A 23734-nucleotide genomic window follows, 5' to 3' on the forward strand; every position below is an offset into this window, starting at 1 on the left:
ACAAGATTTTCCCTTGCATTAGGAGCTTGAAAAAAACAAAACCCGCCATATGGCTTGTCTTTTTACTCGTCTTCTTCGTTGCATCAATTGGCACATATTCCACAATATGCTCCAATTGATACGCCTTTAAGACAAGTAAAAATCATGACCCCATTGGCCCACATTGTGATCAAGCACCTATCTGGCATCCCGGTTTAAAAATAGCACAACGCCTTCAAAATCAAAGGTCAGGTTCCGGTTTGTAGACGGCAGCCGTTCCTGGCAATGGGAATAATTGTGACTTTGTTCTTCTGGCTTCCAATTGCAGCCTCAACATCATAGACAAAGGCAAGGTTTTCCTTTGTAAAAACTTCTTCCGGTTTACCCTTTGCATATATTTTCCCATTTTTGAGCATGATGATTGAGTCTGCATACCTTGCTGCCAGATTTAAATCATGGACAACCATAACCACCGACATATTTTTTTCATTCACAAAATCAGTTATAATATTCATTATATCCAGTTGGTGGGCTATATCAAGGGCTGAAGTCGGTTCATCCAAAAGTAATAATTCGGGGTGCTGAGCCATAGCCCTTGCGATCAAAACACGTTGCTGTTGCCCGCCTGAGAGACGATTAAACTGCCTTAAGGCAATGTCTTCCAACTCCAATAAAACAAGTATATCAATTACAATATCAATATCTATCATGCTGCTTTGCCATGAAGAGTGAGGTCTTCTACCCATTAAAACAACATCAAAAACCGTTGTGGAAAAGGTAAGATTAGAGCTTTGGGGTACATAACCTATCTTTTTAGCCATATCAATTCTTTTCATATTCCTGGATTCTTTGCCATCCAGAAGTATCCGGCCTTTATCAGGAACAAGAAGAGACTCAATGCATTTTACAATTGTACTCTTGCCGCTGCCGTTGGGTCCGACTAAACAAACGATTTCAGAATCATCCATGATTACGTTTATATCGTGGAGAACTTTTCTGCCTGGATAGGAAAAGTCAAGATTACGAATATCAATTCTCATTGGTTTGTTCCATTTTTTTTAATTATTAAATAAACAAATAAAGGGACTCCGAAAAAAGAGGTAACAGCGCCCACCGGAAGAATTATCGGAGACATGACAGTTCGTGCCACAGTGTCGGCAAGAATCAAAAGAGCAGAACCCACAAGTCCTGAAGCCGGCACAAGAAATTTATTGTCGCAACCAATAATCATTCTGACAACATGGGGAGCAACAAGGCCGACAAAACCGATGGTTCCTGTAAAACTTACCACACCGGCAACAAGCAATGAACAGATAATCATATTAAAAATTCTGGTAAATCCGACATTGACACCCAGGCTTTTAGCCGTGGCATCCCCTGCATTCATTATATTCAAGTCATTGGATCTCCAGAAAAGGAGCAGCAAGCCCCCCATAACCAATGGGAACAATATTGAAATTTTGCTCCAGTCAGCCTTGCCCAGATTTCCAACTGTCCAGAAAACCGCAGCTTTAACAGCATCTGCATCTCCAAAATATTGAACAATCGTTGTCAGGGCCTGAAAAAAGAAAAGAAGTGCAAGGCCTGTAAGAACCATGGATTCGGGGGATGCATCCTTTTTTCCTGACAAACCAAGTATTAAACACGAAGATAACAGGGAAAAGAAAAAAGCATTGCCAATAACCAAATAGGGTCCACTCCAAAAACCTATGCCGAAAATAATTGCCAGGGATGCCCCAAAACTTGCCGCAGAAGCGATACCCAGCATATAAGGATCAGCCAAAGGATTTTTAAGGACAACCTGCATCACTGCTCCGGAAGAACCAAGGGCCATACCGGCCATAACACCCATTATTATTCTGGGCAGCCTGAGCTGCCAGATAATAACATCTGCATGGACGGTCGCCAAATTTAATCCAGGTAGATTTTTTTTTAAAATAACAGTAAAAACATCTGCAAATGAAATACTTGCAGAGCCGTTTGACACGGCAAATCCCACAAGAATCAACAGTGTTGGAATTAGAATACCAACAAATAATTGTTTTCTGCCTTTGTGTTTTAAATAGGATTGTCTCAAATCAATACGTTTCTGCTGGATTGCCGATAAATTGCTCATTGATCAAACCTTGTTGCGTCTGTGGAATAAGGATAAACAAATACGCCATGCTTCTTTAAATTGTAATCAACGTCCATAAAACGGGTTAAATATTCTTGATGTATAGATTCAGGATCAAAATCATGAAAAAGATCCGGATGAAACCATTTGGCCAGATATGCAAAATAAATCACAAAGCCTGAAGAATGCATAAATTGAGGGCTTATCATGTAAACCTTTTTGTTTTTTACGGCTTTGCTGGATGCAAGGACGGAAAGCCCCATAACTTTTTTTCTATAAGACCTGATAACCTCATTATTATCAACGCCTATGCCATAACCATTCAATATTGTATCCTGACATATGATGATATCAAGATCCTGTTGAATCAGCCATTCAGGATCAAGTATCCCTCCCCAGGCTCTGTTTAAATCTGCTGCAATATTTATCCCGCCAAGAATTTCATTTACTTTGGTCATTCCCGAAAATTTATCGGAGAGAGTCCTAATTTCATCAAACCCGCCGAAACTCCATTTAAAAAAATATTTTTTTCTTTGCGCCAAAGAAAGCTTGGAGGTTTTATTAACAATTTTGTTCATCACATTTTCAGACCAGTTAAGATAATCCATAGATTTCTTTTCTTCATTGAATATTTTACCCAGAATTTCAAAATTTTTTTTTATCGTATCCGGTTGAAACATGTCTAAAGCAATCACCTTGGTACGGGATTTTATTTTATCATTCATCCCTTTAAACCCCTCAAATGAAAAACTCATTGTAATCAAAAGATCAACATCAAGTTCTAATAACTTTTCGCAATTAATGTTATAAGGGCCGGGAGGTTCCATGGCAATAACAGTTAACTTTTCGATATCCGGATATAAATGTTTATCCGGTATAACCATATATCCTCTTCCAACCACTTTGTTCCAAACACCGATTAACCTGAGCGCTTCAGCAATACAGGTGCCACTAAAGGCTATACGATTAACCGGCTGTTTAATTGTTACCTCTCTCCCCATGGCATCAATTATTGTAATTTCATTTTGTCTTCCGATTGCATTGCCTGTAACAAAAAAAATAAAAAATAGTAAAAACAGACCGTATAATTTTAATACATTGTTTTCTCTAAGCATAAACTCCTCTTTCATCCACGAGAGAATTACTCCAACCGTCCTTTTCTCCTTATTTTAAAAACATGGCTCTATAATTGCATTTCCTTCTCCTTAGTACTGCGGATTTTAATTAATTCCTGAAGATATAGAACACAAATTTTGGGAATATGATAATGGTCATGTTTATTTTTTTAGCGCAATCGTCTATTTGATAAGGAAACAGCATTTTTCAAACATTTTCCGGGCGGGCAGCCAAAATATTGTTTAAATACTTTGGAAAAATGACTGAGGCTTCTGTAGCCAACCTTGTAAGCGATTTCGGTAACGTTCATTTTACCTTCATTCAAAAGGCGTCTGGCAGCCTCAAGGCGGTGGTTACGCAGATACTCAAAAGGGGAAATACCATGGAACTTACAAAAACAATGATGCAGTTTGCTGCGGCACATCCCCACGGAACGGGCAAGTTCTATCAAACCCGGTGCATTTTCCAAATCATGAGTTAACAATCGGGCGGCATGACAAACGCAATCAGCTTCATTGGGTGCTAAAACAGATTCTTCAGGATTTTGCCAATTTTCTATTTCCAGCTGTTCCATCTTGTAGGCTATCAGCTCCATGACTTTGCCTTCAATAAAAAATTTGCGGGTTAACCCGTGATAAGGACAATGCAGTATCTTGTCAAGTGCGCCCCACATGGGCTGAGAAATCATATCTGGAAAACGAAAAGAGGTTTCACTTATGTTTATCAATACGCTCATAAACTGATCCGGGTATTCCATTACAAAAGCTGACATCTGATCCAGGTCCATCAAAATCGATATTCTGATCACTCGCTCAAGGCCGATTATTTCAGTGTAACCAAGAGTGTCCGGGAAAGAAAAAAAACCGCTTTGCCCCTTTTTTACAAAAAACGATTCCTTAAAATATGGCGGATGTGACTCTATAGTCCCCGAAAGGCAGAAGCCGAATCCGAAAGAAGTACCAGACACTCCGCATTCCAAAATAGTCGGCTGGTTCAGGCTGTAATCCGCAATGACCAATCGAATACCGTAATTCAAATGAATAATTTCAATACTCCCTGTACCAATGGATGGGGGAATGTTAATCAGGTTTTTTTCTTTATTATTGGTCTGAGTAGATGGTATCAGTAATATCTTTTTCATTTGTGCTGCCTGCATCGGCATAACCCAAGTGCCATAACCGATTAGTTGAAACCCAGGATTCAAAGCTTAATAGAACCCGAGGTTTTCTTTGCGCCAAGGTATCCATATTGAATTTTAGTTTCTTGGCTTCAAGTATTATTTGCCTCCTGAGTCCATAATAAAATTTAAAAAAACGCTAACTTTCACATAGCTTGATGCAAAAAAAAATCCTCAACCAATATAAAATTGGTTGAGGATATCCGTTTTCATCCCTTAAAATCATAGTATGGCTTTCTCTGTCCACGAGAAATAAACCATTTTGTTCAGGCAGGTCTTCTGACTTCCGGTTCGTCCTACAACCGCCCCTTCCCACCTGAAATAATTCAGGCAGTGGATTTTCTGCGGCATTCGTCCCCGGTTACAGCGGCGGGCCCGTTCCCGATTTTCACGGAATTCCCTATTATGCTTTTAAGCACCAGAACAAAGTACTTAAGCTTATAATCACCGATAAAATAAAAGTCAAGCACAAATGAGAATATATCTATCTCAATTTCAGATAATGATCGGCTTATTTCATCAACTGAGAATTAAAACCGGACAAAAGCAAGAACACATAGTCGTCCTCACACTTATTAAGCCCACTTGGCAGATTACTCAATTCCTCCTATTTACTTTTTCAATTACTTCACCGTTTGTATCCTCCAGATAAAATAACCTTATTTCAAACATCCTTTGCATTTTAACGTTTCCTCCCAACATGAAACTCCGTCACCCCAAGAGGTGAAATAAACTGGTCGGTCAATGTTTTGGTACGAACCGAGTCAAAACCGGCCGCAAGCATGGCCCGGGGCAACACCTCTTCTTCAAAAGAGAAGTCCTGCCCCATCAACGAAGTAGGCAGCCAGCTGATAACCATATCAGTGGGTTGGGTTTTTTCCTCGCTCAAACCATCTGAAAAAACAATCAGGCTGCCACCGGGATTTAATGCAGCAAAGCACTTTTCCATAATTGGGGCCAGTTTTTCAGTTTCATTATAAAAATTCAAAGTATAACTGGCGATAATTGCATCATACCCCTCTCCAAACGGATCGACAGAATAATCCCCGCTTATGGTTTTCACCCGGTCTTCCATACCGTACTCCTTGATTGTCTCCTGTGCCACATCAATCACCACTGGACGATCAAACAAACAGCACTCTAACGTAGGATGTGCAGCAGCAACGGCAATCCCTATCAGGCCCGGACCGGCACCAATATCAAGAACCTTTTGCCATTGATCAAAATCGGGTAACAAGGAAAGCAAGCGGGCGATTCCTTGAGCCCGGCCGCAACGGCTACCGTTAATTGATTTGCGGGCAGAGTCCGCCCACACCTGTTCAGATACCATATCACGGCTGAGAGGAGCGCCCTCCTTGACCAACGTAAGCATCCTACCGTTCAGAGCCGGTTCGTTCCACTGATCATAGGCCAGCAGGGACTCGGCCAGGCCGGTATCTCCCCGGCTGGTAAGAAAACGCTCCGTCTGCTCAGTGTTGCAAAAAAGGCCGTCTTTTTTATACAAATACCCCAGTGCAGTCAATGCGTTGAGCAGGTATTCGGTATTTTTTGCATCACACTCAACCCGCACAGCAATATCAGAAGCACTTTGCGGTTCGGGCAGAAGATCAAAAAGGCCCAACTGCAAAGCTGTTTTAACCGTTTCCCAGCGAATTGCAATATAGGGCAGTTCATGATAATTCAATTCTGGAAAATCTGTCGGCAACGATTTTTTCATGGATTATTCCTTATAAAAAATGTTAAGTTTAAAACCTGTAAACCGCCTGCAGGCCAATTTCTCTGGGATCACTGTAGATCGTATACATCCCGCCGTAATACCCCACTAAATCATATTCCTTGTCAAAAAGATTTTTTGCATAGAGGTAAATATCAAACTTCTCGGTTTCATAACCGATTTTTGTATTTACAATTTCATGGGCATCCCTTGAATATTCATTTGCCTTGTCCAAATATGTCTTGCCGTAACCAATCAGGTCAGCCCTGGCATACACCCCGCTGCCGTGCCGGTATTGCACACCGACATTAAAGGAATATTCCGGTGCAAAGGGATTTTTATTGCCTTTGTAATCCCCATTGATGTCTTTAAATTGGTCAAATTCAATATTGTTATACCCGACGCCCGCCATCAGGGTCATCCCGTCCATCACCTTTGCCGTCATCTCCAGCTCAACCCCTTTGGCCGTTGCTTCCGCCGCATTGGTCATGTAGGAGGTAAGCGGGCCAACAGCTTCTTCCACCTGCATATCGGAAATATCCATGTAGTAAACAGCCCCGTTCAACACAAGCCGGTTATTGAAAAATACGCTTTTCACACCGATTTCATAGGACCACAACTCTTCCGCATCATAGCTGTAATATTCCGGATCTGTTGTTAGGTTGTTGAACCCGCCGGACCGGTATCCCTTTGAAGCGCCTGCATAGGTCATGATGGCGGTAGAGAATTGATACTCCAGACCGATCCTCGGCGTCAAAGCATCCCATGAATCGTCAACTTTAAAGTTGCTCATATGATCCTCATACTCCTGATCCTGCTGTTCATAGCGCAAACCGCCGACCAGGCTGAGTTGTCCGATCAAGGGACAGGTGAGATTTGCAAACACGGCATAGGCGTCCCCGCTGGTACTCCGGCTCTTCACCCCGACCATTGACGGAACCATTGAGTCCTGGACAACGTTGATATCGTTTTGATCTTTATCGTAATACAAACCGATAAGCCATTTTAATTGCTCTGCAGATGAATCCAGGCGCAGCTCCTGGGATATTTTTTCATAGTTGTTGTCTTTATCGACGACATGCATCATGGTGGCGCTGCTGAAATCAAAGTCAGACACAGCTCTGTCCGCGTAAACCCTGTTGGTTGTAACGGATGTCAGGGTGAGAGAATCGGTGAGGCCGTAAACAAGCTTCAGGGACTGCGCATTCCTGGCAGCCTTGTTACATCCATCCAAATTGGATGTCACCTTACGCTCAAGGGGGGCGTCAAGGCCAAACATGGCGGCGCCTTGTTCCGTCAAATTCATATTTGCATCACCCTCGTCATATTTGAGCCGTGAAACAATAAGGGAAACATCAAGTTCCTCCACCGGAGTCCAGCGAAGATGGGCCCTGCCGAACCAGTGTTCTCTGTCATCCACCATGTCGCCGGTATCTGTGTTCTCGATGAACCCGTCTTTTTGATAATATTGCCCTGCCACACCGAAAAAAACCTTGTCTTGCTGAATGGGACCACTCAGGCTGAATGACATCTCCTGTTTTTTATCTTCTCCCCCTGCCGCAGACACTTTTCCTTTAAATTCATTATCCGGTTGCCTGGAAATGATATTGATCACCCCGGTTTCCGTATTTTTGCCGTACAAGGTGCCCTGGGGTCCCCTGAGAACCTCAACGCGTTCAATATCAATAAGAGCTTCTTCAAAACCGGCACCCGTTATCATGGGGACACCGTCCAGATACAAGCCGGTTGTTGTTGTATAGGTATAGGGAGCAACATGAAGCCCCCGCATGGATGGCGTACCCATGCCTGACATACCATTATCGATGATGGCCAGATTCGGAACAAAATCGGCGATATCTTTTACCGATTCAATCTTTCTGTCCTCAATCGACTGGGCATTAAACACCGTAATGCTCACAGGCACATCTTGAACGTTTTCTTTCTGCTTCTGGGCGGTTACGGTGATGGATTCTAATTTATGCTCCCCCCGGGCATTTTCCTGCCGGGTCGTGTTTTGTCCTGAACCTTTTTCCCCGATCCCTGCAAAGGTTGCTGATAATGGAGCCAGGGACAGGGCAGCTGCGAAGATTACAGCCCAAATCCACCGATAATAATCTTTATCAAAAATCATAACTTGGTTTCCTTAAAAAAAACGCTACTTCAATTGATTATTTTCCAAATTTATCATTCCATTTCTTTGTTCAAATCTGTCTGCCGTTGTAATCCGACATCAGAACTCCGGCTCAATCAAGGTTTCACATTCATACTGACGGTTGCTCCGTAATGAACCATTGTGCATTTTCCAACAAGGTCTTTTAGTTCATTTTCCGGTGTCACCTCTTTTTGAACCATGACAATGACAACCCATTCCCCTGCTGTGGGAATTCTGACCCGGGCCTTTCCATCCATGATATAGGCACTGAGCATAAACCCGTCTGGAACCCCATAAGTATTGCTTTTGGCAAGAAGATAATTCATCCCATCCATGTCACAATTTAATTTTTTACCATTAAGGCTTGCTTCAAAACTCACAATACCACCGGCACGGACATTGCTTAAATCACATGTGGGCATCAGTTCGAGTTCATGGCCTGCCGGCATTGGCTGGGTCCATTTTTTAATCCCCATGTATGATTTAGCCACAGCTTTATATCTTGTGCTGTAATTAAATTTCTTTGCTCCCTTGATTTTATCCATGGGTTTTGTTGTCATTTTAACTTTTCCATTTTTATCAACATACCCGGTAAAAAAAGTGGCTTTTGATTCTGCAATCACTTGATAGGTGCCGGGTTGTGTATCCTCTGTAAGAGATATCTTTCTAAGACCCAAATCGCCGGTTACAATATTCATACCGGTTTTGGATTCAAATACTTTTTCTTGTTTGATTACAGGCAGAGGCATGGCTGTTTTGCTATTATCCGGCCCCACCAGATCATAACGTTCAATGGTTACAGCTCCCCCCTTTGACATGAGAAAATCATCCATGGGCACGGAATGTCCCCATCCCAATGAAGAAATGACATGTCCAGGAGGATGTGAAAACGACTCGTTAAGATTCACCCACAAAGAATGGGCAAATACATTGGTGGAAAAAATCAAAGCTGCAATTAAAGTAAAACACATGATAGATTTTTTATTCATTTTTTTCTCCTGTTTGAGTTGATTTTATACTGTGGCCAACAGCATTATTGGTTTAACGGCCCTTCTTCGCGAAGAGTATGCCCGGGTCCTCCGTCCAGAAAAATCATATATGGAACATCAGGCGCCTTAAAGGTTATTTCTCCTGACTCATCCATTTTTAATTTTTTAATCACTTCACCTTTTGTATCCTCCAGGTAAAGGGGGAGACCGGAAGCTTCACTTCCCGTGGAAAACATTCCTTCAACTGTTACGGTTCCATCCTCGTTATCAAGAACATTCATGTACAATGTATGAGCAAACAAAACCGAGGCGGTTATAGCAAAAAAAACAGCAATTGCTGTAACTGTCAGAACCATCTTTTTTTTAAAACAAATCAATACTTGAATCTCCTTATTGCGGTCACAGGCAAACCTGATATTTCTTCCAGATTTACCTGCAACAAAATTTAAAAATTGCTGTCTGTGTTTTGAAAAGTTTCATATAGAAACGATATCTATAATCCATTCAACCGGCAATTGCTGACTTGTCTGCATATTACAACTTACGGGCAACATGAAATTCAGCCATCCCATATGGTGCAATAAGCTGATCATTCAGCGCTTTGGTACGCACTGAGGCAAAACCGGCTGAAAGCATGGCCCGGGGCAACACATTTTCTTCAAAGGAAAACTCTTGTCCCATTAAAGAGCTGGACAGCCAGCTGACAATCAGATCAGCCGGTTGGGTTTTTTCCGCACTCAAACCACCTGAAAATATAATCAGGCAGCCACCTGAATTTAATGCCGCAAAACATTTTTCCATAATCAGGGCTAATTTTTTGGCCTCATTGTAAAAATTTAGGGTATAGCTTGCGATAATAGCATCATAACCTTCCCCTAATGGATCGACAGAATAATCACCACTGATGGTTTTCACACGGTCTTCCATACCATATTCCTCAATCATATCCTGTGCTACATTGACCACCGTGGGACGGTCAAAAAGATGGCACTGCAAACTAACGTGAGCGGCGGCAACAGCAATTCCTATAAGCCCCGGTCCGGCACCCAGATCAAGAACCTTTTGCCACCGGTCAAAATCAGGAAAGGTAGAAAGTAACCGTGCGATTTTCTGGGCTCTGCCGCAACGGATGCTATTAATTGATTTGCGGGCAGAATCCGCCCAAACCTGTTCAGATACCATATCCCTGGTTGCAGGCGCCCCCTCCCTGATCAGATTAAGCATCTGTCCGTTCAAAACGGGTTCATTCCACTGGTCGCAGGTCAGCAAATGTTCCGCCAGGCCGGTTTCTCCCCGGCTGGTAAGAAAACGTTCTGTTTGCTCGCTGTTGCAAAAACAGCCGTCTTTTTTATGCAAATACCCCAGTGCGGTCAATGCGTTGAGCAGGTATTCGGTATTCTTTGGGTCCCCCTCAATCAGTGCCGCAAGATCAGAAGCATTTTTCGGCTCAAGCAAGTGATCAAAAATACCCAACTGCAAAGCGGTTTTAACCGCTTCCCAGCGAACTGCAAGATAGGGCAGTTTATGGTAATTTTGTTCAGGAAAATATGTCGGCATCAATTTTTTCATGATGTAATCCTTTTTGATTTTTTTTATATGAAAGAACTTTCAATCTCTTAAGAATCAGAACTCTTTAATTTTTAGTTGTGGTAGCTTGATCTGCCACGGTCGTCATTTAAAGGTTGGCTTCTTTTTTCTTATTGGGTATCTGAAATACCAGAGAGGCTGTATATTTCATTTGAGAAAACTTTTCCAGTTCTTCACCCTTGGCATCAATTTTAATAAAATATCGAACAAACCACCTTCCCGCATTAGGAATGGGAATTTTTATTCTATCACTGCCTGATACTCTGGTTTTCGGATAAAAATTATCTTCGGATTCAGTTGAAAATCCGTTAAAAGTGGCATCCCAGGTTCCTTCTCCTTTATATGGTTTCCCTTTGTAATAGACGATTAATTCCAAGGTTTCTCCGGATTTCAATGTTGAAATATCCTTGACCGGCACAAGTTCCAGATTCAGTCCGACATGGGATGGAAAATTACTGGAAGGAGTATCACACACCACATATGTTTTTGTGTACTGTTTACTGTAAAGGCTTTTTATAATTTTCTGAGCATTTTTGATAACAGCGCTTTTAGGCTTGATGGTATGACGCTCACGCCCTTTTTTATCAATGTAGACGGTGTAATAACCGGGAGTGGTTTCAGCCGACAGCACATAGGTGCCGGGAGTGCTGTAATTAACCATATATGAATGCAAGCAGGTCTCGTTTCGTATTTCTAGTTCCTGAACAGCGGCTCCGGGAGACTGTATCTTGATATATTTGAGTTTTTTTCCTTTTACACCGTCATCAACGGGAATATGATGACCATAGCAAAAAAACAGAGGCGACCGTTTTCCTTCATGTACCTTATAACGACTGGACTGTATGTAAAGAGAATGTCCATAGGCATTAAAAGAAAACAGCAGGCAAACAACTATAAATACCGTGCTTTTCAATATAACATGTTGATCTATTTTTTTTTGACTTTCAAACTTATTCATCAAAGCTCCTTGTTTTAAATTTAATTTCTTAAAAAGAATCTGTGTTATAATCATCCCAATAAAAAATTGAATGCAGTTTCATAACCACTTCCTGATTTATAAAACGAACAAACCATAAATTTTGCAAGGCCGATAACGACTCTGTTTATTTTTTTAGCGGAATCGTGTATTTGAACAGAAGCAAGAACACCAAAGGTACGCGGCTCGGCAACGGAGAATCTGCCGAAGGACATGGAAGAAAAATACTCTTTGTCCAGCAGGTTATTGCAATAAAGGTAGACATCCCAATTTGATGCTTCATAACCGATTTTGGCATGATACAATTGAAAGGCATCCTGCTTGATTGTGTTGGCTTCATCATAATAGGTTCTGCCAAGCCCTTCCATCTCACCCCGCACAAAAAATCCACAGGGAACCCTGTACTGGATGCCAAGATTAAAGGTATAGGCAGGCATCTGCTTTGGGGTTTTCCCGGTATAATTTTTGTATTCATCAAACTCGGCATCCGTCCATCCAAAAGCCGTGGAAATATCAAGGCCTTGCAAAGGTCTTGCTTTTAATTCCAGCTCAATGCCCTGGCTGTGGGCTTTGGCGGCATTGAAAAACAGCCGGTTGTCAAGAAAGGCCGTCTTGGCACCGATTTCATAATTCAAGGATGTCTGCTCATCAAATTTGGCAGTCTCTTTATCATCCCCGTTTGCATTAAGACCACCGGCCAGATCCCCCTGGGATACGCTGAAATAGGTCATGGCATCCTTGTTCATACGCCAGGACAAAACAGCTTTGGGCAGCAGGGCATCCCAGTCTTCTTCCCGGCTCCATTCCACGGAGGAAAGCCGTTCTCCCGTATCGGTGCGGGTATCATAATGCCGGTAGTCAAGTTCCTTGTTAACCCTTTCGCACCGGAGTCCTGCTGTAAAATCAAGGGAACCGGCAATGGGGACGGTCACCTGCCCAAAGGCCGCCATGGTCTTTGTACTCCTGTTCCCGGGCCAGTTATATTTGGTGTTATGGCCAAACGCCATGGTATCATAGGTTATAGAAAAATCATGATAATCCTGTTCTTCAAAGGAATAGTAGAGTCCCCCCATCCATTTTAATCGCCCGCTGTTTTCCAGTGACTGAATGCGGATTTCTTTTTTCATGGTACCTGAGTGGACCCGGGGCAATGCTTGTGTCGGAACCGTTTCTTAACTGATCAATACCGGCATGGAAATTAACCTCAAATTGATCTGTCGGCAGCCATCGAAGCCGGGCCTTGGCATTTTTATTTTCTTTGGCATCAAAATAATCCTGGCCCGGATCTTCATTTTTCATGAAGCCCCTTGATTCATTATAATTGGCAGACAGGCCGAAAAACAATTCATCTTTTATAAGGAGTCCGTTAATAAAACCTTTGACACCATAGGTTTCATTCGAGCCCGCCTGTATGTTTGCCTTTGATTCCATGGTATTGCCGGGTTTTTTGGAGACGACATTAATGGCACCGCCAATGGCATTTTTCCCTTACAGGGTGCCCTGGGGACCGCGAAGCACCTCCACCCGTTCAATATTGACAAGGTCCGCGCCATAATGGGAGACCTGATCAAAGGGAACACCGTCCACATAAAGAACAACAGGATTTTTGCCGGTAAACATGCTGGAACCGATCCCCCGGAAAATAACATTATTATTGCCTCCTATTCCGGAATCGATCATCATATTGGGGATCATGTCTGTAACAGCCTTGATATCTACGATATCGGCATCCTCAAGATCCGTTTCGGTAAATGCCGTGATGGCCGACGGGACATCCCGGATATTTTCTTTTCTTTTGTCTGCCGTAACGGTGACGGACTCAAGCCTGTATTATTCTTCCTCTCCATGGCAAATGCCGGAAACAGCCAGCAGTAACAGGCAAATGGCCAAACCCTTCTTGATCTGTGTGCGTATTAATTTCATGAATTCACCTTTTTTTAGAACCTGTATGTGATTGTCACTCCGGCTTCGGCAGGTTTGCTGTAATTTACATAGAACCCATCTCCATAGACGGAATCATATGCTTTATCAAATATATTTTTCCCGTAAATATACACATCAAATTTCTCTGTTTCATAGCCGATCTTTGCATTGACAAGCTCGTAGGCATCTCTTTTAAACTCGTTCTTCTTATCCGTATACATACCCCCATATCCCGTTATATCAGCCCTGCAATAAAACCCTGTGACGCTCCTGTACTGAACGCCCACATTAAAGCTATATTCCGGGGCATAGGGTTTCTTATTGCCTTTGTAATTTCCTGCTGCATCTTTAAACTCATCAAACTCAACATCACTTAAGCCAACTCCTGCCATGAAACTCAGTCCCCGTACAGGCATGGCGGTAAGTTCAAGCTCAAAGCCCTTTCCTGTTGCCCTGGCAGCATTGGTTGTATAGGATCGTGCAGAATCAATCATTTCATGTACCTGCAAATCATCAATATCCATATAATAAACAGCAGCATTCAAAATAAGCCTGTTGTCAAAAAAGCTGCTTTTTGCACCAATTTCATAGGACCACAGTTTTTCTTCATCATAGGACAGATACGCCTGTTCATGGGCATAAGGATTAAACCCGCCGGAAAGATAGCCTTTTGAAATGCCGGCATAGGTCATTATTGTAGGTTTAATTTTATATTCCACCCCGATTTTGGGAGAAATTTCATCCCAGTTATTATCAATTGAATATCCGGCAGATTCATACTCCTTTTTCTGATAATCATATCGCAGCCCGCCAAGAATCGTCAGTTTTTCACCAAGTAAAAAACCGGCATGGGTAAACGCAGAACCGGATGTCCCCTTTATTTCGTCTTTAGAAGCCATTGCCATGCCCGGAATGATTGAGTATAAAGTATAATCTGAAACGATTTTATCTTTATCAGCATAAAAGCCTGTTACAAGCTTAAGTTTCTCGTTTGAAAAACCGGTCCTTAACTCCTGGGACAACTTGGCATTTGAGTCGTTATTAACGCAATGCAAAAAAGTCTGGGGGGAAAAATCATAATCCAGCACCATATCCTTGCTTAACTTTCGATGGGCAGTGGTTGATGTTATTTTAAGGTTTTCAGTAACATCCCAGTCAACATTCAAGGATTGTGAGGATATTTTGCTCTTATTGCCCCCTGAAAAATCACTGGTTACCTTTCTGTTTTCAGGAGCTGCAAGGCCATACATTGCAGCTCCCATGGGAGTTAAATTCATATGTCCCTGTTCATCATCATATTGACGGATTGATCCTTGCAAAACGATGTCAAGATTATCAGCCGGCGTGTATCTCAATTTTGCGCTGCCATACCGGCGCTGTATATCATCCACGGTTTCGCCTGAATTTTTATCCTCAACCCAGCCGTCTTTTTCATCCTGAAGGGCACAGATTCCAAAATAGAGCTTATCTTTTTTCATGGGGCCGGACATGGAAACCAAAGCCTTGCGTTTATTGTCCATACCGGCTTCACCTGCGATTTTGCCTGTAAAAATATTGCCGGGCTTTTTTGTTACTATATTGATAACACCTGCCTCGGAACTTTTACCATATAGCGTGCCCTGAGGGCCTTTTAACACCTCAATCCTTTCAATATCAAGCATATCCTGTTCATAGGCCATGCCGTCAAGAATGGGAACCCCGTCCACATACATGCCGGCGGATACGGAATGGGAATGAATATCGGCAAACATCCCCCTCATGACCGGAGCATTTGCACCTGAAATACCGTTTTCATAGATCATGAAATTGGGTGTATAGGCCGCCACATCCGAGATTGAATCAATCCTTAAATCTGAAATGCTTTTTTCAGTAAAAACAGTTATGCCGGCTGATACATCCTGAACATTTTCTTCCATCTTATTGGCGGTTATGGTGATTGAGTCAACCTGTACCGATTCTTGTGCCTGTGCCTGGGCAAAAATCATCCAAGTCATGGCCAGGCACATAAAAAACCTGCCTGCCCTCTTAAGAATTTGCATTTTTCAAATTTTCCTTTTCTTTTTTCCCTTTTATTATAGTATCCGGAAATTCCAGCTATTTCCTTGAAATATAAAGATCCATATCATTCAAAATCGGTCATGGTCCGGGATTGAATTGAGAATTTTGAAATCTTTAGCAAAGGCCTTAAAACCTCAGCGTTGCCTGAACTCCGCATGTGAGGGGAGTGCCTAATATTCCTTTTTCTACGCCACCCCTGCAGTTGACAAAGTTATAATATGTTTTATCAAATGCATTTTTTATGTAAAAATTGATATTAAAATTTTCAGTTTCATATCCTATTTTCGAATTTGCAATCATATAGGCTTCCTGGCTGTACTTGTTATCCTCGCCGAAATAACTTTTACCGAACCAGGAACCTTCGCCCCTGATGTATATTCCCCATGGAGAATTGTACTGTATGACGAGTCCTGCATTATAATCTGAGGCAAATGGGACACGGTTTCCCTCATATTCCCTGATTTCATGTTTTTCTAATTCCGTTTCAAGCAAGCCAAAAGATGCCATAACCTGCAGCCCGGCAAACGGGCGGAAGATTGTCTCCAGCTCAATTCCCCAGAGAGTTGCTTCCGCTGCATTTTTATAACTCATCTGCCATGTGTCGGGATCAGTATACATTATCTGGATATCGTCCACGGTCGTGTAAAATCCGCACATGTTCGCAATAATCCTGTTGTTCAGCCAGTTTGTTTTCACTCCCGTCTCATATGACCATGCATATTCAGGATCAAACATGGCATCTTCAGGTGTATCTCCCATATGTGAGGAATAACCTCCTGATTTATATCCCTTTGCAACGCTCACATAGGTCATGATTGAATCGTTCGCCCTGAAATCCACAACAAGCTTGGGGGAAACAGCATCCCAGGTTGTGGATGCCTCATAGTCTGCGATAACCGTTCCATTCGCGTTGTGAAGGAAATCGGTCTCTTTTTTATCCCTGTCATAACGAAGTCCCGCAGTAATAGTCAGTCTTTCCTGAAAGGTATACCCTGCCTGCCCGAATAATGAGAATATGTCTGTTTCAATTTCAGATTCGGTTATATCATCGGCATATATTCCGGTGGGAGCATCAATGGTTCCGGTGTCTTTGCAGAAATTACCGTTGGTATCCTCTTCCCCTTTAAGATAGAACCCTCCAAGAATCCACTGAAAAGCATTTTCTTTATCCGTGGAAGCAAAGCGAAGCTCCTGCATCCACTTGTTACTGTCCTGATCATTAACCATATACTTGAGATTCGCCCCTCCGGAAACGAAATCCTTTCCGCCAACACTTTGAGATTCACCGGAAACCTTTGCCGTTATTGATGTAAGGTCAAACCATGGTGTATGATGCTTGATTCTCAGAGACCTGATATTTCCATATGTATCACCTTTTTCATCAAGTCCCATGTTTTTAATTTTAAAGGGATCACTGTCCTTTGGAACCCATACTCCATGATCGGAATCGCTATCCTCATCAATTGAGGTAAACAGAATATTTGTCGTATCCAAAGGAACCCATCTCATCTGAAACCTGCCTGAAATCCAGTTGTCCTTGTGCGTATCCGCGCCCTCTTCCTCAATATAGCTGTCCCTTGTTTTGTATTTTCCTGCAAATCCCATAAAAAGTTTGTCTTTAACAACAGGTCCGCTTACCGAAGCCTTGTATGATCTTAAATCATAATTTCCGTATTCCGCCGTAGCATTTGCCCTGAAGGTGTTGCCTGGTTTTTTTGTTATAATATTTACAACGCCTCCGGCGGAGTTTAATCCGTACAGGTTCCCCTGAGGTCCCCTCAATACCTCTATGCGCTCGGTTTCATAGAGATTTGTGAGCTTTGTCCATGAAGAGAGAATTGCAGGCACGTCATCAACATATATACCAACCGCTCTTGAAGAAGTTATAAGATTGGTCTGTCCCCTTATGCTGTCATAACCGCCCATGTTGCCGCTTGCATAGCTCGAAAAATTCGGGATATGAATGTGGATATCATTAAATGAATTTATTCCCGCATCCTCTATCTGCATTTCACTCAAGGCTGATACGCTGCCCGCCACATCCTGGATGTTTTCTTCCATCTTGTTGGCGGTTATGGTGATTGTATCAACCTGTACCGCATCTTGTGCCTGTACCTGGGCGGAAATAAGCCAGACCAAAGCCACAACTATAAAAAGCCTGCCCCTGCTTTTAATGATTTGCATTTTTACAAGTTCCTTTTCTTTTTTTCTTGTATTATAAATACTTGACGATTTATCCCATTTCCTTGCAGTATCGAGATCCATATCATTCAAGGGCGTTGTCAAAGTGCGAAATTAAAAAAATTAAAATCCCGTACGAATCATGGCACCTGCCATTTCGCCCTGCTGAAAAGCTATATTACTTCCATGGCAAGGCAGGCTGCTTTAAAACAGCCTGCCGTACAGACCTGGTCTATTTAACGTTAAAAGTCAGACTGCCACCATGGTAAACCTGATTGGCTTTGCCGTAGAGGTTTTTGAGAGGACCGTCTTTGGTCACATCTTCCTTGTGGCTGACACCGATCATCCACTGACCTGAACTGAGTACACGGAACTGGGCTTTTCCCTTCTTAATGTAAGAAAATAATGAAAAACCGTCACTTTGTCCAAAGCTGCTGCTATGGGCGGTGATATAATCCATACTCCCGGCTTTGGCATCCAGGGGTTTGCCGTAAAAAAGCACATCCACCTCAACCAGATCACCTATATGCAGATTGCTCAGATCAGTGCGAGGAATAATTTCCAGACCGTGACCAAGGGGTTTTGGGTTGGTCCATTTGCCAACCGTGAGGTAGGATTTGGCAAAGGCCTGATATTTAACGGCCATTAATACTTTTTTAATGTCTTTGACTTCGTTTTTCGGTTTCAGTTTAAGCCGTTTATTGCCTTTTTTATCAATAAACTGGGTGTAAAATGTGGGTTTTGACATTGCACTGATTTGATACACACCTTCAGCGCTGTCTTTTTTGAGAGCGATTTTCTGGGTGCCAAGGTCAGCGGCAAAAAGATCAAAATTGCCTGTGGTAAGATCCGGCTTGCTGAGCTTGAATTCCGGTTTGATAAGATCTGTTTTCTTAAGATTTGGATCAATCAGTTCAAATTGTTCAATGGCAATCCGGCCGTTTGGAGATGTAAGGATATCATCCATGGGCAAAGCATGCCCCCATCCCAGGGAAATCATGGCATGCCTGGACTTGTGGGCATGGGATTCAAACGAGTTGATCCAGACCGAATGGGCAAACACACTGGTGGAAAAAGCAAGTGCTGCAATCAAAGTAAAACACATGGTAATTTTTTTGTTCATTTTTCTTCTCCTGTTTATCGGGTTGATTTAACGGGCTATTTCCCAAAGGGTTTTGCCCAGACAAGCAATATCGGTGTAACAAAATAATCGGTTAGAAGGGCTGACAGGATACCCACTATTGTTAATGTCCCCATGATAACAAAAACATTGGCGATGGAAGTCAGGTAAACCGAATAATTCGCCATGATGATCAAAGTGGTTAGAAACAGAGGAACCCCTATGGCCGTAAAGGTTTTTCTTGTACTCATGTGATAATCCCCGCATCGCTCATACTCAAGTTTTGTATGGTTGATAAAATGGATGGTGTCGTCCACGGCAAGGCCCAGCAGCATGGGCATAATGGTAATGGTCATCATATCAAGGGGAACACCTGCCCATCCCATGAGTCCTCCAACGGCTATGGCCGGGGTAATATTGGGAATCATGGCAATAAGCCCGGTTTTAAAGCTGCCGAAAACAATGGTCATCAACAGGGTGATAACGCATATGGCTACGAAAAAAGAAACGATCTGCCCCCAGGAAACCACGTCCTGCATGACTGTAAACTGGGCTATGGAACCTGCCATGGAAATTGTGGCATTTGGGTACATTTTTTGCGCACTTGCCTTTAAGGTTAACAGTTCATTTTTTGCCTCAAAGGAATTATAATCTTCCAGGTCAACCATGAACCTTAAGCGTCTATAATCATAATCAATCCATTTTTCCGCTTCTTTTCCACCGGCGTTCTCATAAAGGAGCATGATCTGGGCAACCATTTCCCGGGTTTCGGGAATTTTATAAAATTCATGATCTCCCTGGTTCAACGCCTGGTTCATGTCCTTTATGATCTCAACAATGGATGTCACCCTTTTTGTAAGCTTATATCCTTTAGCCTCCTGCATGAGTTGATCAAGCTTCTTTAAATTTTCAGGTTCCCTTGCCATGCCGTTTTCCTTAAACTCAACAACAAGGTTATAAGAATAAAGAGAGCCCACCTCGGAATGACTGACATAATCCAATCTTTCAACATAGGGAACTTTTAATCCCATGTTTTTTCGTATATCAAAGGAGACTTCAAGAAACGTAAGACCAAACCCGCATATGAGGACGCTAAAAACAAAAACCGCCATTATTGACCCGGGCCGGGCAAGTACCATTATACCAAGGCTGTCCATAAAATTTCCAAGCCTGTGATTGATGCTTTTTGCACGTTTTTTTTCAAGTTGGGGCGTTTTATTTTTTCCAAAACTTAATAAGGTTGGAATCATTATAATTACAATGCAGAAAATCACGGCAACCAGCAGGGAAGTTGCTGAACCAATCCACCTGACAGGTTTTACCTCTACAAAATGAAAAGAGGCAAGAGCTCCAATGGTGGTAAGCGCTGTAAACAGAAGGGGCCACCCTGTCTCTTTCATTGCATGATAAATGGATTCTTTTCTTTTGCCTGTTTTTGCAAATTCCCTGTCAAAAAACAAAAACACATGGATGGAATAACCGATGGAAACTGCAATACCAAGGTATATCGGGACAACTACCATTCCAATATCAATGGAAATACCCAGAAGCCCCTGAATCCCAAAGGTGATAAAAACACTGCCGAATGCAACAAGAATGGAAATCAAAACACTCCTGAAAGACCGCAGTGCCAGGGACAGCACAACAAGGGATGCCAGAAGGGAAAGCCCCATGGTTCTTTTCATCTCATGTTTGAAAAAATTCATTTTTTCATGGGAAAGAACCGGAAGGCCTGCCGATTTTGGATTGAGTATCTGATATTTATCCTGCCCGATAATCTTGACAGCCGTTTTTCCCACAACCATATCAGCACCCTGGTTGGTTTTGCTTCGCCACCCATCCGGAAAGGGGTGAAGTCTTAACATGATCCAGGACTGGGTACTGTCCTTTGAAATAAGTTTTCCCGCAAGCAGTTTTTTGGAAAGGGCAAGATTTCTTATTTCCTCCAACTGTCCGGGATCTGTCGGGATGATATCCGGAACAAGATTTATGATCTCAATGCCGCTTTCATTTCCAATGGAAAATTCGCAATCCGTTATTGACATGATATCGTCTGCAAAGGGAATCTTTTGTTTGAGCTCATGGCCAAGCTCCCTTATTTTAGACAGAATTTCAGGCGTAAAAAGATCGTCAACCTCCACCATGACCGCCACATAATCACTGTTTCCAAAAATATCCTTAAACTCGTCTTCGGATATTTTTAATGCGGAATTCTCAAGCATATAGCCGTCCCACCCGGCCTCGGTCTTGATTTTTGACAGCCCTGAAAAAGCAATGCCTAAAACCATAATAAACAAAAGGATATTCACATACCTGAACCGTACTATCAATTTAGCCAGCCCATAAAAAAACCAATTGATTTTTTTAATTTCAATCATGGTTGCTCCCTGTAATTTTTTGTAAAATTTTCATTATAATTAAAAACTATATTTTGCCCTGGCCCATACCTGGGTATTATCCTTGTATCTTCCAAAACCGCCTGATCTTTTTCCTGTAAAGATATCCGAACCAAAAAACAGGGAAAAACCATCCATGACCTGGTATTCCGAACTGAGCCGGGTCAAGCTGTCCTTTTCATCCAGATTTAAATAATGCATCCCTGATAAAATAAGCTTTTCCCTGAATAATTTTTTAGAGATATTCGCCGTTACCATTGCTGATTGTTTTGTCTGCTGAATCTTTGCTGAATAATCAAGGATTCTGTCTTCTGTAACCTGGAACGACAAAAACCAGTTGCTTCCCGGTGACCAGTCAAGACCCAGAAGCCATTTGACCTGGTCTTTTTTCTCAAATAAAGCATCCCTGGGTGTTGACAAATAACGGTTACCATGAAAAAAAGCCGCCTCACCCCTGAAAACAAAATCTTTGTAGGGCCTGGATAATTCCAAACCGAAAATATGGAGACGGTGAAACTCCGGATTTACCCGGCACGAACCAGTATTGCCGGTATACGCATAATACGGAAAATCATTCCAAGTATAAAAATATGAAAATGCCATGTCAAACCCCGGCAAAAACAGGGCATATTTCGCTCCCAATTCCCCGTTTTCAATATTTTTTTCAGGTTCATTCCCGGCCGTGGCGTTGTTGCCGGATAAATTTCCCAAAGACCAGGGGCTGTCTCTATCCGGTGAAATACCCTTCCTGAAAAACGGAATATAAATCACCTCGCCTGTACCATGAGTTCCAAGGAACCTTAATTTTACGGCACCAACCGCCATCCTGATCTCATCAAAATCCCTGGTGATATATTCAGACAGATCAGAAGGCGAGATATTGTCCGTGATGCGAACGCCATCGGCATTTCCCCAGATAACAATCTGCCTTCCAAGACGTAAATCCCATGATGAAGCAACATAATCAATATATGCCTCATGCATCGAAATTCCTGATTCATCTTCCAATTTATGATTTGCCGAAAGATTTATTGATGTAAATAAAGACCAACCGTCCTTAAAGCTTCGCGTTTCAAGCCTTGCCATTGTCTCTGATGCAAGCAGATCATTGGGGCTTTCAACCTGCATACAATGCCGTGTCTCCACATATCCTGAAAAATCAAATTCCTGACCTGAAAATTCAAAACCATGGGATGTTGCGGCAAAAATAAAGCCCAAAAAAACCGCAAGGCAGGCCTTTATCCGACAAAATTTCACCTGACGATACCCCGGGATATTGTAGCAGTCTGGAAAAAAGAATCCGCAACGCCGATATTGTGTTTAACATTACTCATCTTCATTCTTGTGGTATGATTTTCCCTTGTATTTTGCATTTCCATCTCAAAGATGGTCCAGATATTGTTGTGCAGCTTTAAATCCTTGACCGTAAAGGTTTTAATCAAACCCTGGGAATCATAATATTCAGCTTTAACAACAGCCTTTGCATCCTTGTTGACCCACAGAATTTTTCTGTCATAATAGGTGTCCTTTTCAAGGGGAACTGACTCAATCTTCCAGCAGTCTGAGCCATTGATTGATTCTTCTCCGGTTAAGAAATGGGTGTCTTCATCAACATTTCTTTTGCCCATGTCATCATAGGTAAAATCACTTCCCATGAAATAATCATTGGTGGATTCCCCACAAATTCTCCTTACCTTTCTTAAGGCCGGCATATAGAGCCATTTATCATCATCCCTGCCAGGTGTATCCCATTCCCACGAGAGAAAAGAGGTGTCTTTGACATCTGCTGGTTTTTTAAAACACATCAGCTTTTTGGAATCTTTGCCATAGTCCTTTCTATAAGAGACCATCTGCCTTACCCGTTTTTTTCCCCTGTGATTTACAAGGGTCATCTCAACAATTGTTTTTGAATCATCGCCATCTTCACGCTCATCAACCATGACCATCACATCCCGGCCTGTTAACGCCAGAGCATTTACACAAAAAAATCCCGGAATTAAAAACAGACACAAAATTGCAATAAAAAATATTTTTCCGACCATTCAACCTCCTGATTATAAATCAATACAATATTAGCTTTTAATTAAAATATTTGGCACTCCTAACATATAAAAATCATTATTTACTACCCCGAGAGGGAGTTTTTATGCTCCATAAGGGAGTTAGAAACAAAAAAAAACACATTGAAAGCGTAAAAATCCTGAGAAACTAAACTGTCCGGATACATGGAATCGCAGACGCGATATTAGT

General features: G+C 42.2%; 20 protein-coding genes and 1 riboswitch. Of the genes, 1 reads left to right on the forward strand and 19 read right to left on the reverse strand.

Annotation, left to right across the window (positions count from 1 at the left end; translation table 11 throughout):
• Positions 1 to 227 precede the first annotated feature (227 nt).
• From BLT94_RS11655 to BLT94_RS22345, 13 genes are all read right to left on the reverse strand, one after another.
• Positions 228 to 1019: an ABC transporter ATP-binding protein gene (locus BLT94_RS11655; RefSeq protein ID WP_092234224.1), complete on the reverse strand. Its 792-nt coding sequence runs from the start codon at positions 1017 to 1019 to the stop codon at positions 228 to 230.
• On the reverse strand, positions 1016 to 2095 hold the full coding sequence (locus BLT94_RS11660; RefSeq protein WP_014958639.1) for a FecCD family ABC transporter permease: 1080 nt from the start codon (positions 2093 to 2095) through the stop codon (positions 1016 to 1018). Before BLT94_RS11660 ends, BLT94_RS11655 begins: the two co-directional genes overlap by 4 nt.
• Positions 2092 to 3210 (reverse strand): ABC transporter substrate-binding protein, encoded by a 1119-nt coding sequence (locus BLT94_RS11665; protein ID WP_158406135.1) that lies wholly within the window; start codon positions 3208 to 3210, stop codon positions 2092 to 2094. Before BLT94_RS11665 ends, BLT94_RS11660 begins: the two co-directional genes overlap by 4 nt.
• Before the next feature lie 170 nt (positions 3211 to 3380).
• Positions 3381 to 4352 carry a helix-turn-helix transcriptional regulator gene (locus BLT94_RS11670; RefSeq protein WP_175530340.1) on the reverse strand — a complete coding sequence of 324 codons (972 nt, stop codon included), beginning with the start codon at positions 4350 to 4352 and terminating at the stop codon, positions 3381 to 3383.
• A gap of 288 nt (positions 4353 to 4640) precedes the next feature.
• A riboswitch (cobalamin riboswitch) is annotated at positions 4641 to 4826 on the reverse strand.
• Positions 4827 to 5070: 244 nt separating this feature from the next.
• The gene (locus BLT94_RS11675) at positions 5071 to 6105 is read right to left on the reverse strand and encodes a methyltransferase (RefSeq protein WP_014958642.1); all 1035 of its coding nucleotides are present in this window, start codon (positions 6103 to 6105) and stop codon (positions 5071 to 5073) included.
• A 28-nt stretch (positions 6106 to 6133) separates the two neighbouring features.
• On the reverse strand, positions 6134 to 8233 hold the full coding sequence (locus BLT94_RS11680; RefSeq protein WP_092234230.1) for a TonB-dependent receptor: 2100 nt from the start codon (positions 8231 to 8233) through the stop codon (positions 6134 to 6136).
• A gap of 116 nt (positions 8234 to 8349) precedes the next feature.
• Positions 8350 to 9243: a DUF4198 domain-containing protein gene (locus BLT94_RS11685; protein ID WP_041279599.1), complete on the reverse strand. Its 894-nt coding sequence runs from the start codon at positions 9241 to 9243 to the stop codon at positions 8350 to 8352.
• A gap of 44 nt (positions 9244 to 9287) precedes the next feature.
• Complete coding sequence (locus BLT94_RS11690) at positions 9288 to 9620, reverse strand: hypothetical protein (RefSeq protein ID WP_014958645.1); 333 nt, start codon at positions 9618 to 9620, stop codon at positions 9288 to 9290.
• Between the two features lie 157 nt (positions 9621 to 9777).
• A complete protein-coding gene (locus tag BLT94_RS11695; protein WP_092234233.1) occupies positions 9778 to 10812 on the reverse strand; it encodes a class I SAM-dependent methyltransferase in 1035 nt (344 codons plus the stop codon).
• 106 nt (positions 10813 to 10918) lie between these two features.
• A complete protein-coding gene (locus BLT94_RS11700; RefSeq protein WP_092234609.1) occupies positions 10919 to 11788 on the reverse strand; it encodes a DUF4198 domain-containing protein in 870 nt (289 codons plus the stop codon).
• 50 nt (positions 11789 to 11838) lie between these two features.
• The gene (locus tag BLT94_RS11705; RefSeq protein ID WP_092234236.1) at positions 11839 to 12933 is read right to left on the reverse strand and encodes a TonB-dependent receptor; all 1095 of its coding nucleotides are present in this window, start codon (positions 12931 to 12933) and stop codon (positions 11839 to 11841) included.
• A complete protein-coding gene (locus BLT94_RS11710) occupies positions 12854 to 13237 on the reverse strand; it encodes a hypothetical protein (RefSeq protein WP_092234239.1) in 384 nt (127 codons plus the stop codon). The genes BLT94_RS11705 and BLT94_RS11710 overlap by 80 nt, the downstream gene beginning before the upstream one ends.
• 57 nt (positions 13238 to 13294) lie before the next feature.
• Positions 13295 to 13588, reverse strand: coding sequence for a TonB-dependent receptor plug domain-containing protein (locus BLT94_RS22345; RefSeq protein ID WP_092234242.1), 294 nt, complete (start codon positions 13586 to 13588; stop codon positions 13295 to 13297).
• On the opposite strand from BLT94_RS22345, the gene BLT94_RS11720 reads away from it, so the two are divergent.
• Positions 13500 to 13760: a hypothetical protein gene (locus tag BLT94_RS11720; protein WP_092234245.1), complete on the forward strand. Its 261-nt coding sequence runs from the start codon at positions 13500 to 13502 to the stop codon at positions 13758 to 13760. The two genes, BLT94_RS22345 and BLT94_RS11720, sit on opposite strands and share 89 nt — an antisense overlap.
• On the opposite strand, the gene BLT94_RS11725 is transcribed toward BLT94_RS11720, so the two are convergent.
• The 6 genes from BLT94_RS11725 to BLT94_RS11750 form a co-directional block, all read right to left on the reverse strand.
• A complete protein-coding gene (locus tag BLT94_RS11725; RefSeq protein ID WP_092234248.1) occupies positions 13744 to 15768 on the reverse strand; it encodes a TonB-dependent receptor in 2025 nt (674 codons plus the stop codon). The genes BLT94_RS11720 and BLT94_RS11725 overlap by 17 nt on opposite strands.
• A gap of 145 nt (positions 15769 to 15913) precedes the next feature.
• Entirely contained in the window at positions 15914 to 17971 is a 2058-nt protein-coding gene (locus BLT94_RS11730; RefSeq protein WP_175530341.1) for a TonB-dependent receptor, read from the reverse strand.
• Between the two features lie 229 nt (positions 17972 to 18200).
• Positions 18201 to 19091: a DUF4198 domain-containing protein gene (locus tag BLT94_RS11735; RefSeq protein WP_092234254.1), complete on the reverse strand. Its 891-nt coding sequence runs from the start codon at positions 19089 to 19091 to the stop codon at positions 18201 to 18203.
• Positions 19092 to 19126: 35 nt separating this feature from the next.
• Positions 19127 to 21466: an efflux RND transporter permease subunit gene (locus BLT94_RS11740; RefSeq protein ID WP_092234257.1), complete on the reverse strand. Its 2340-nt coding sequence runs from the start codon at positions 21464 to 21466 to the stop codon at positions 19127 to 19129.
• A 39-nt stretch (positions 21467 to 21505) separates the two neighbouring features.
• Positions 21506 to 22741, reverse strand: a complete 1236-nt coding sequence (locus BLT94_RS11745; protein WP_245743092.1) for a DUF1302 family protein — start codon at positions 22739 to 22741, stop codon at positions 21506 to 21508.
• Positions 22738 to 23526, reverse strand: a complete 789-nt coding sequence (locus BLT94_RS11750) for an outer membrane lipoprotein-sorting protein (RefSeq protein ID WP_092234260.1) — start codon at positions 23524 to 23526, stop codon at positions 22738 to 22740. The genes BLT94_RS11745 and BLT94_RS11750 overlap by 4 nt, the downstream gene beginning before the upstream one ends.
• Between the last annotated feature and the right edge of the window lie 208 nt (positions 23527 to 23734).

It is taken from the genome of Desulfobacula phenolica (assembly GCF_900105645.1).
GTDB lineage: Bacteria > Desulfobacterota > Desulfobacteria > Desulfobacterales > Desulfobacteraceae > Desulfobacula > Desulfobacula toluolica.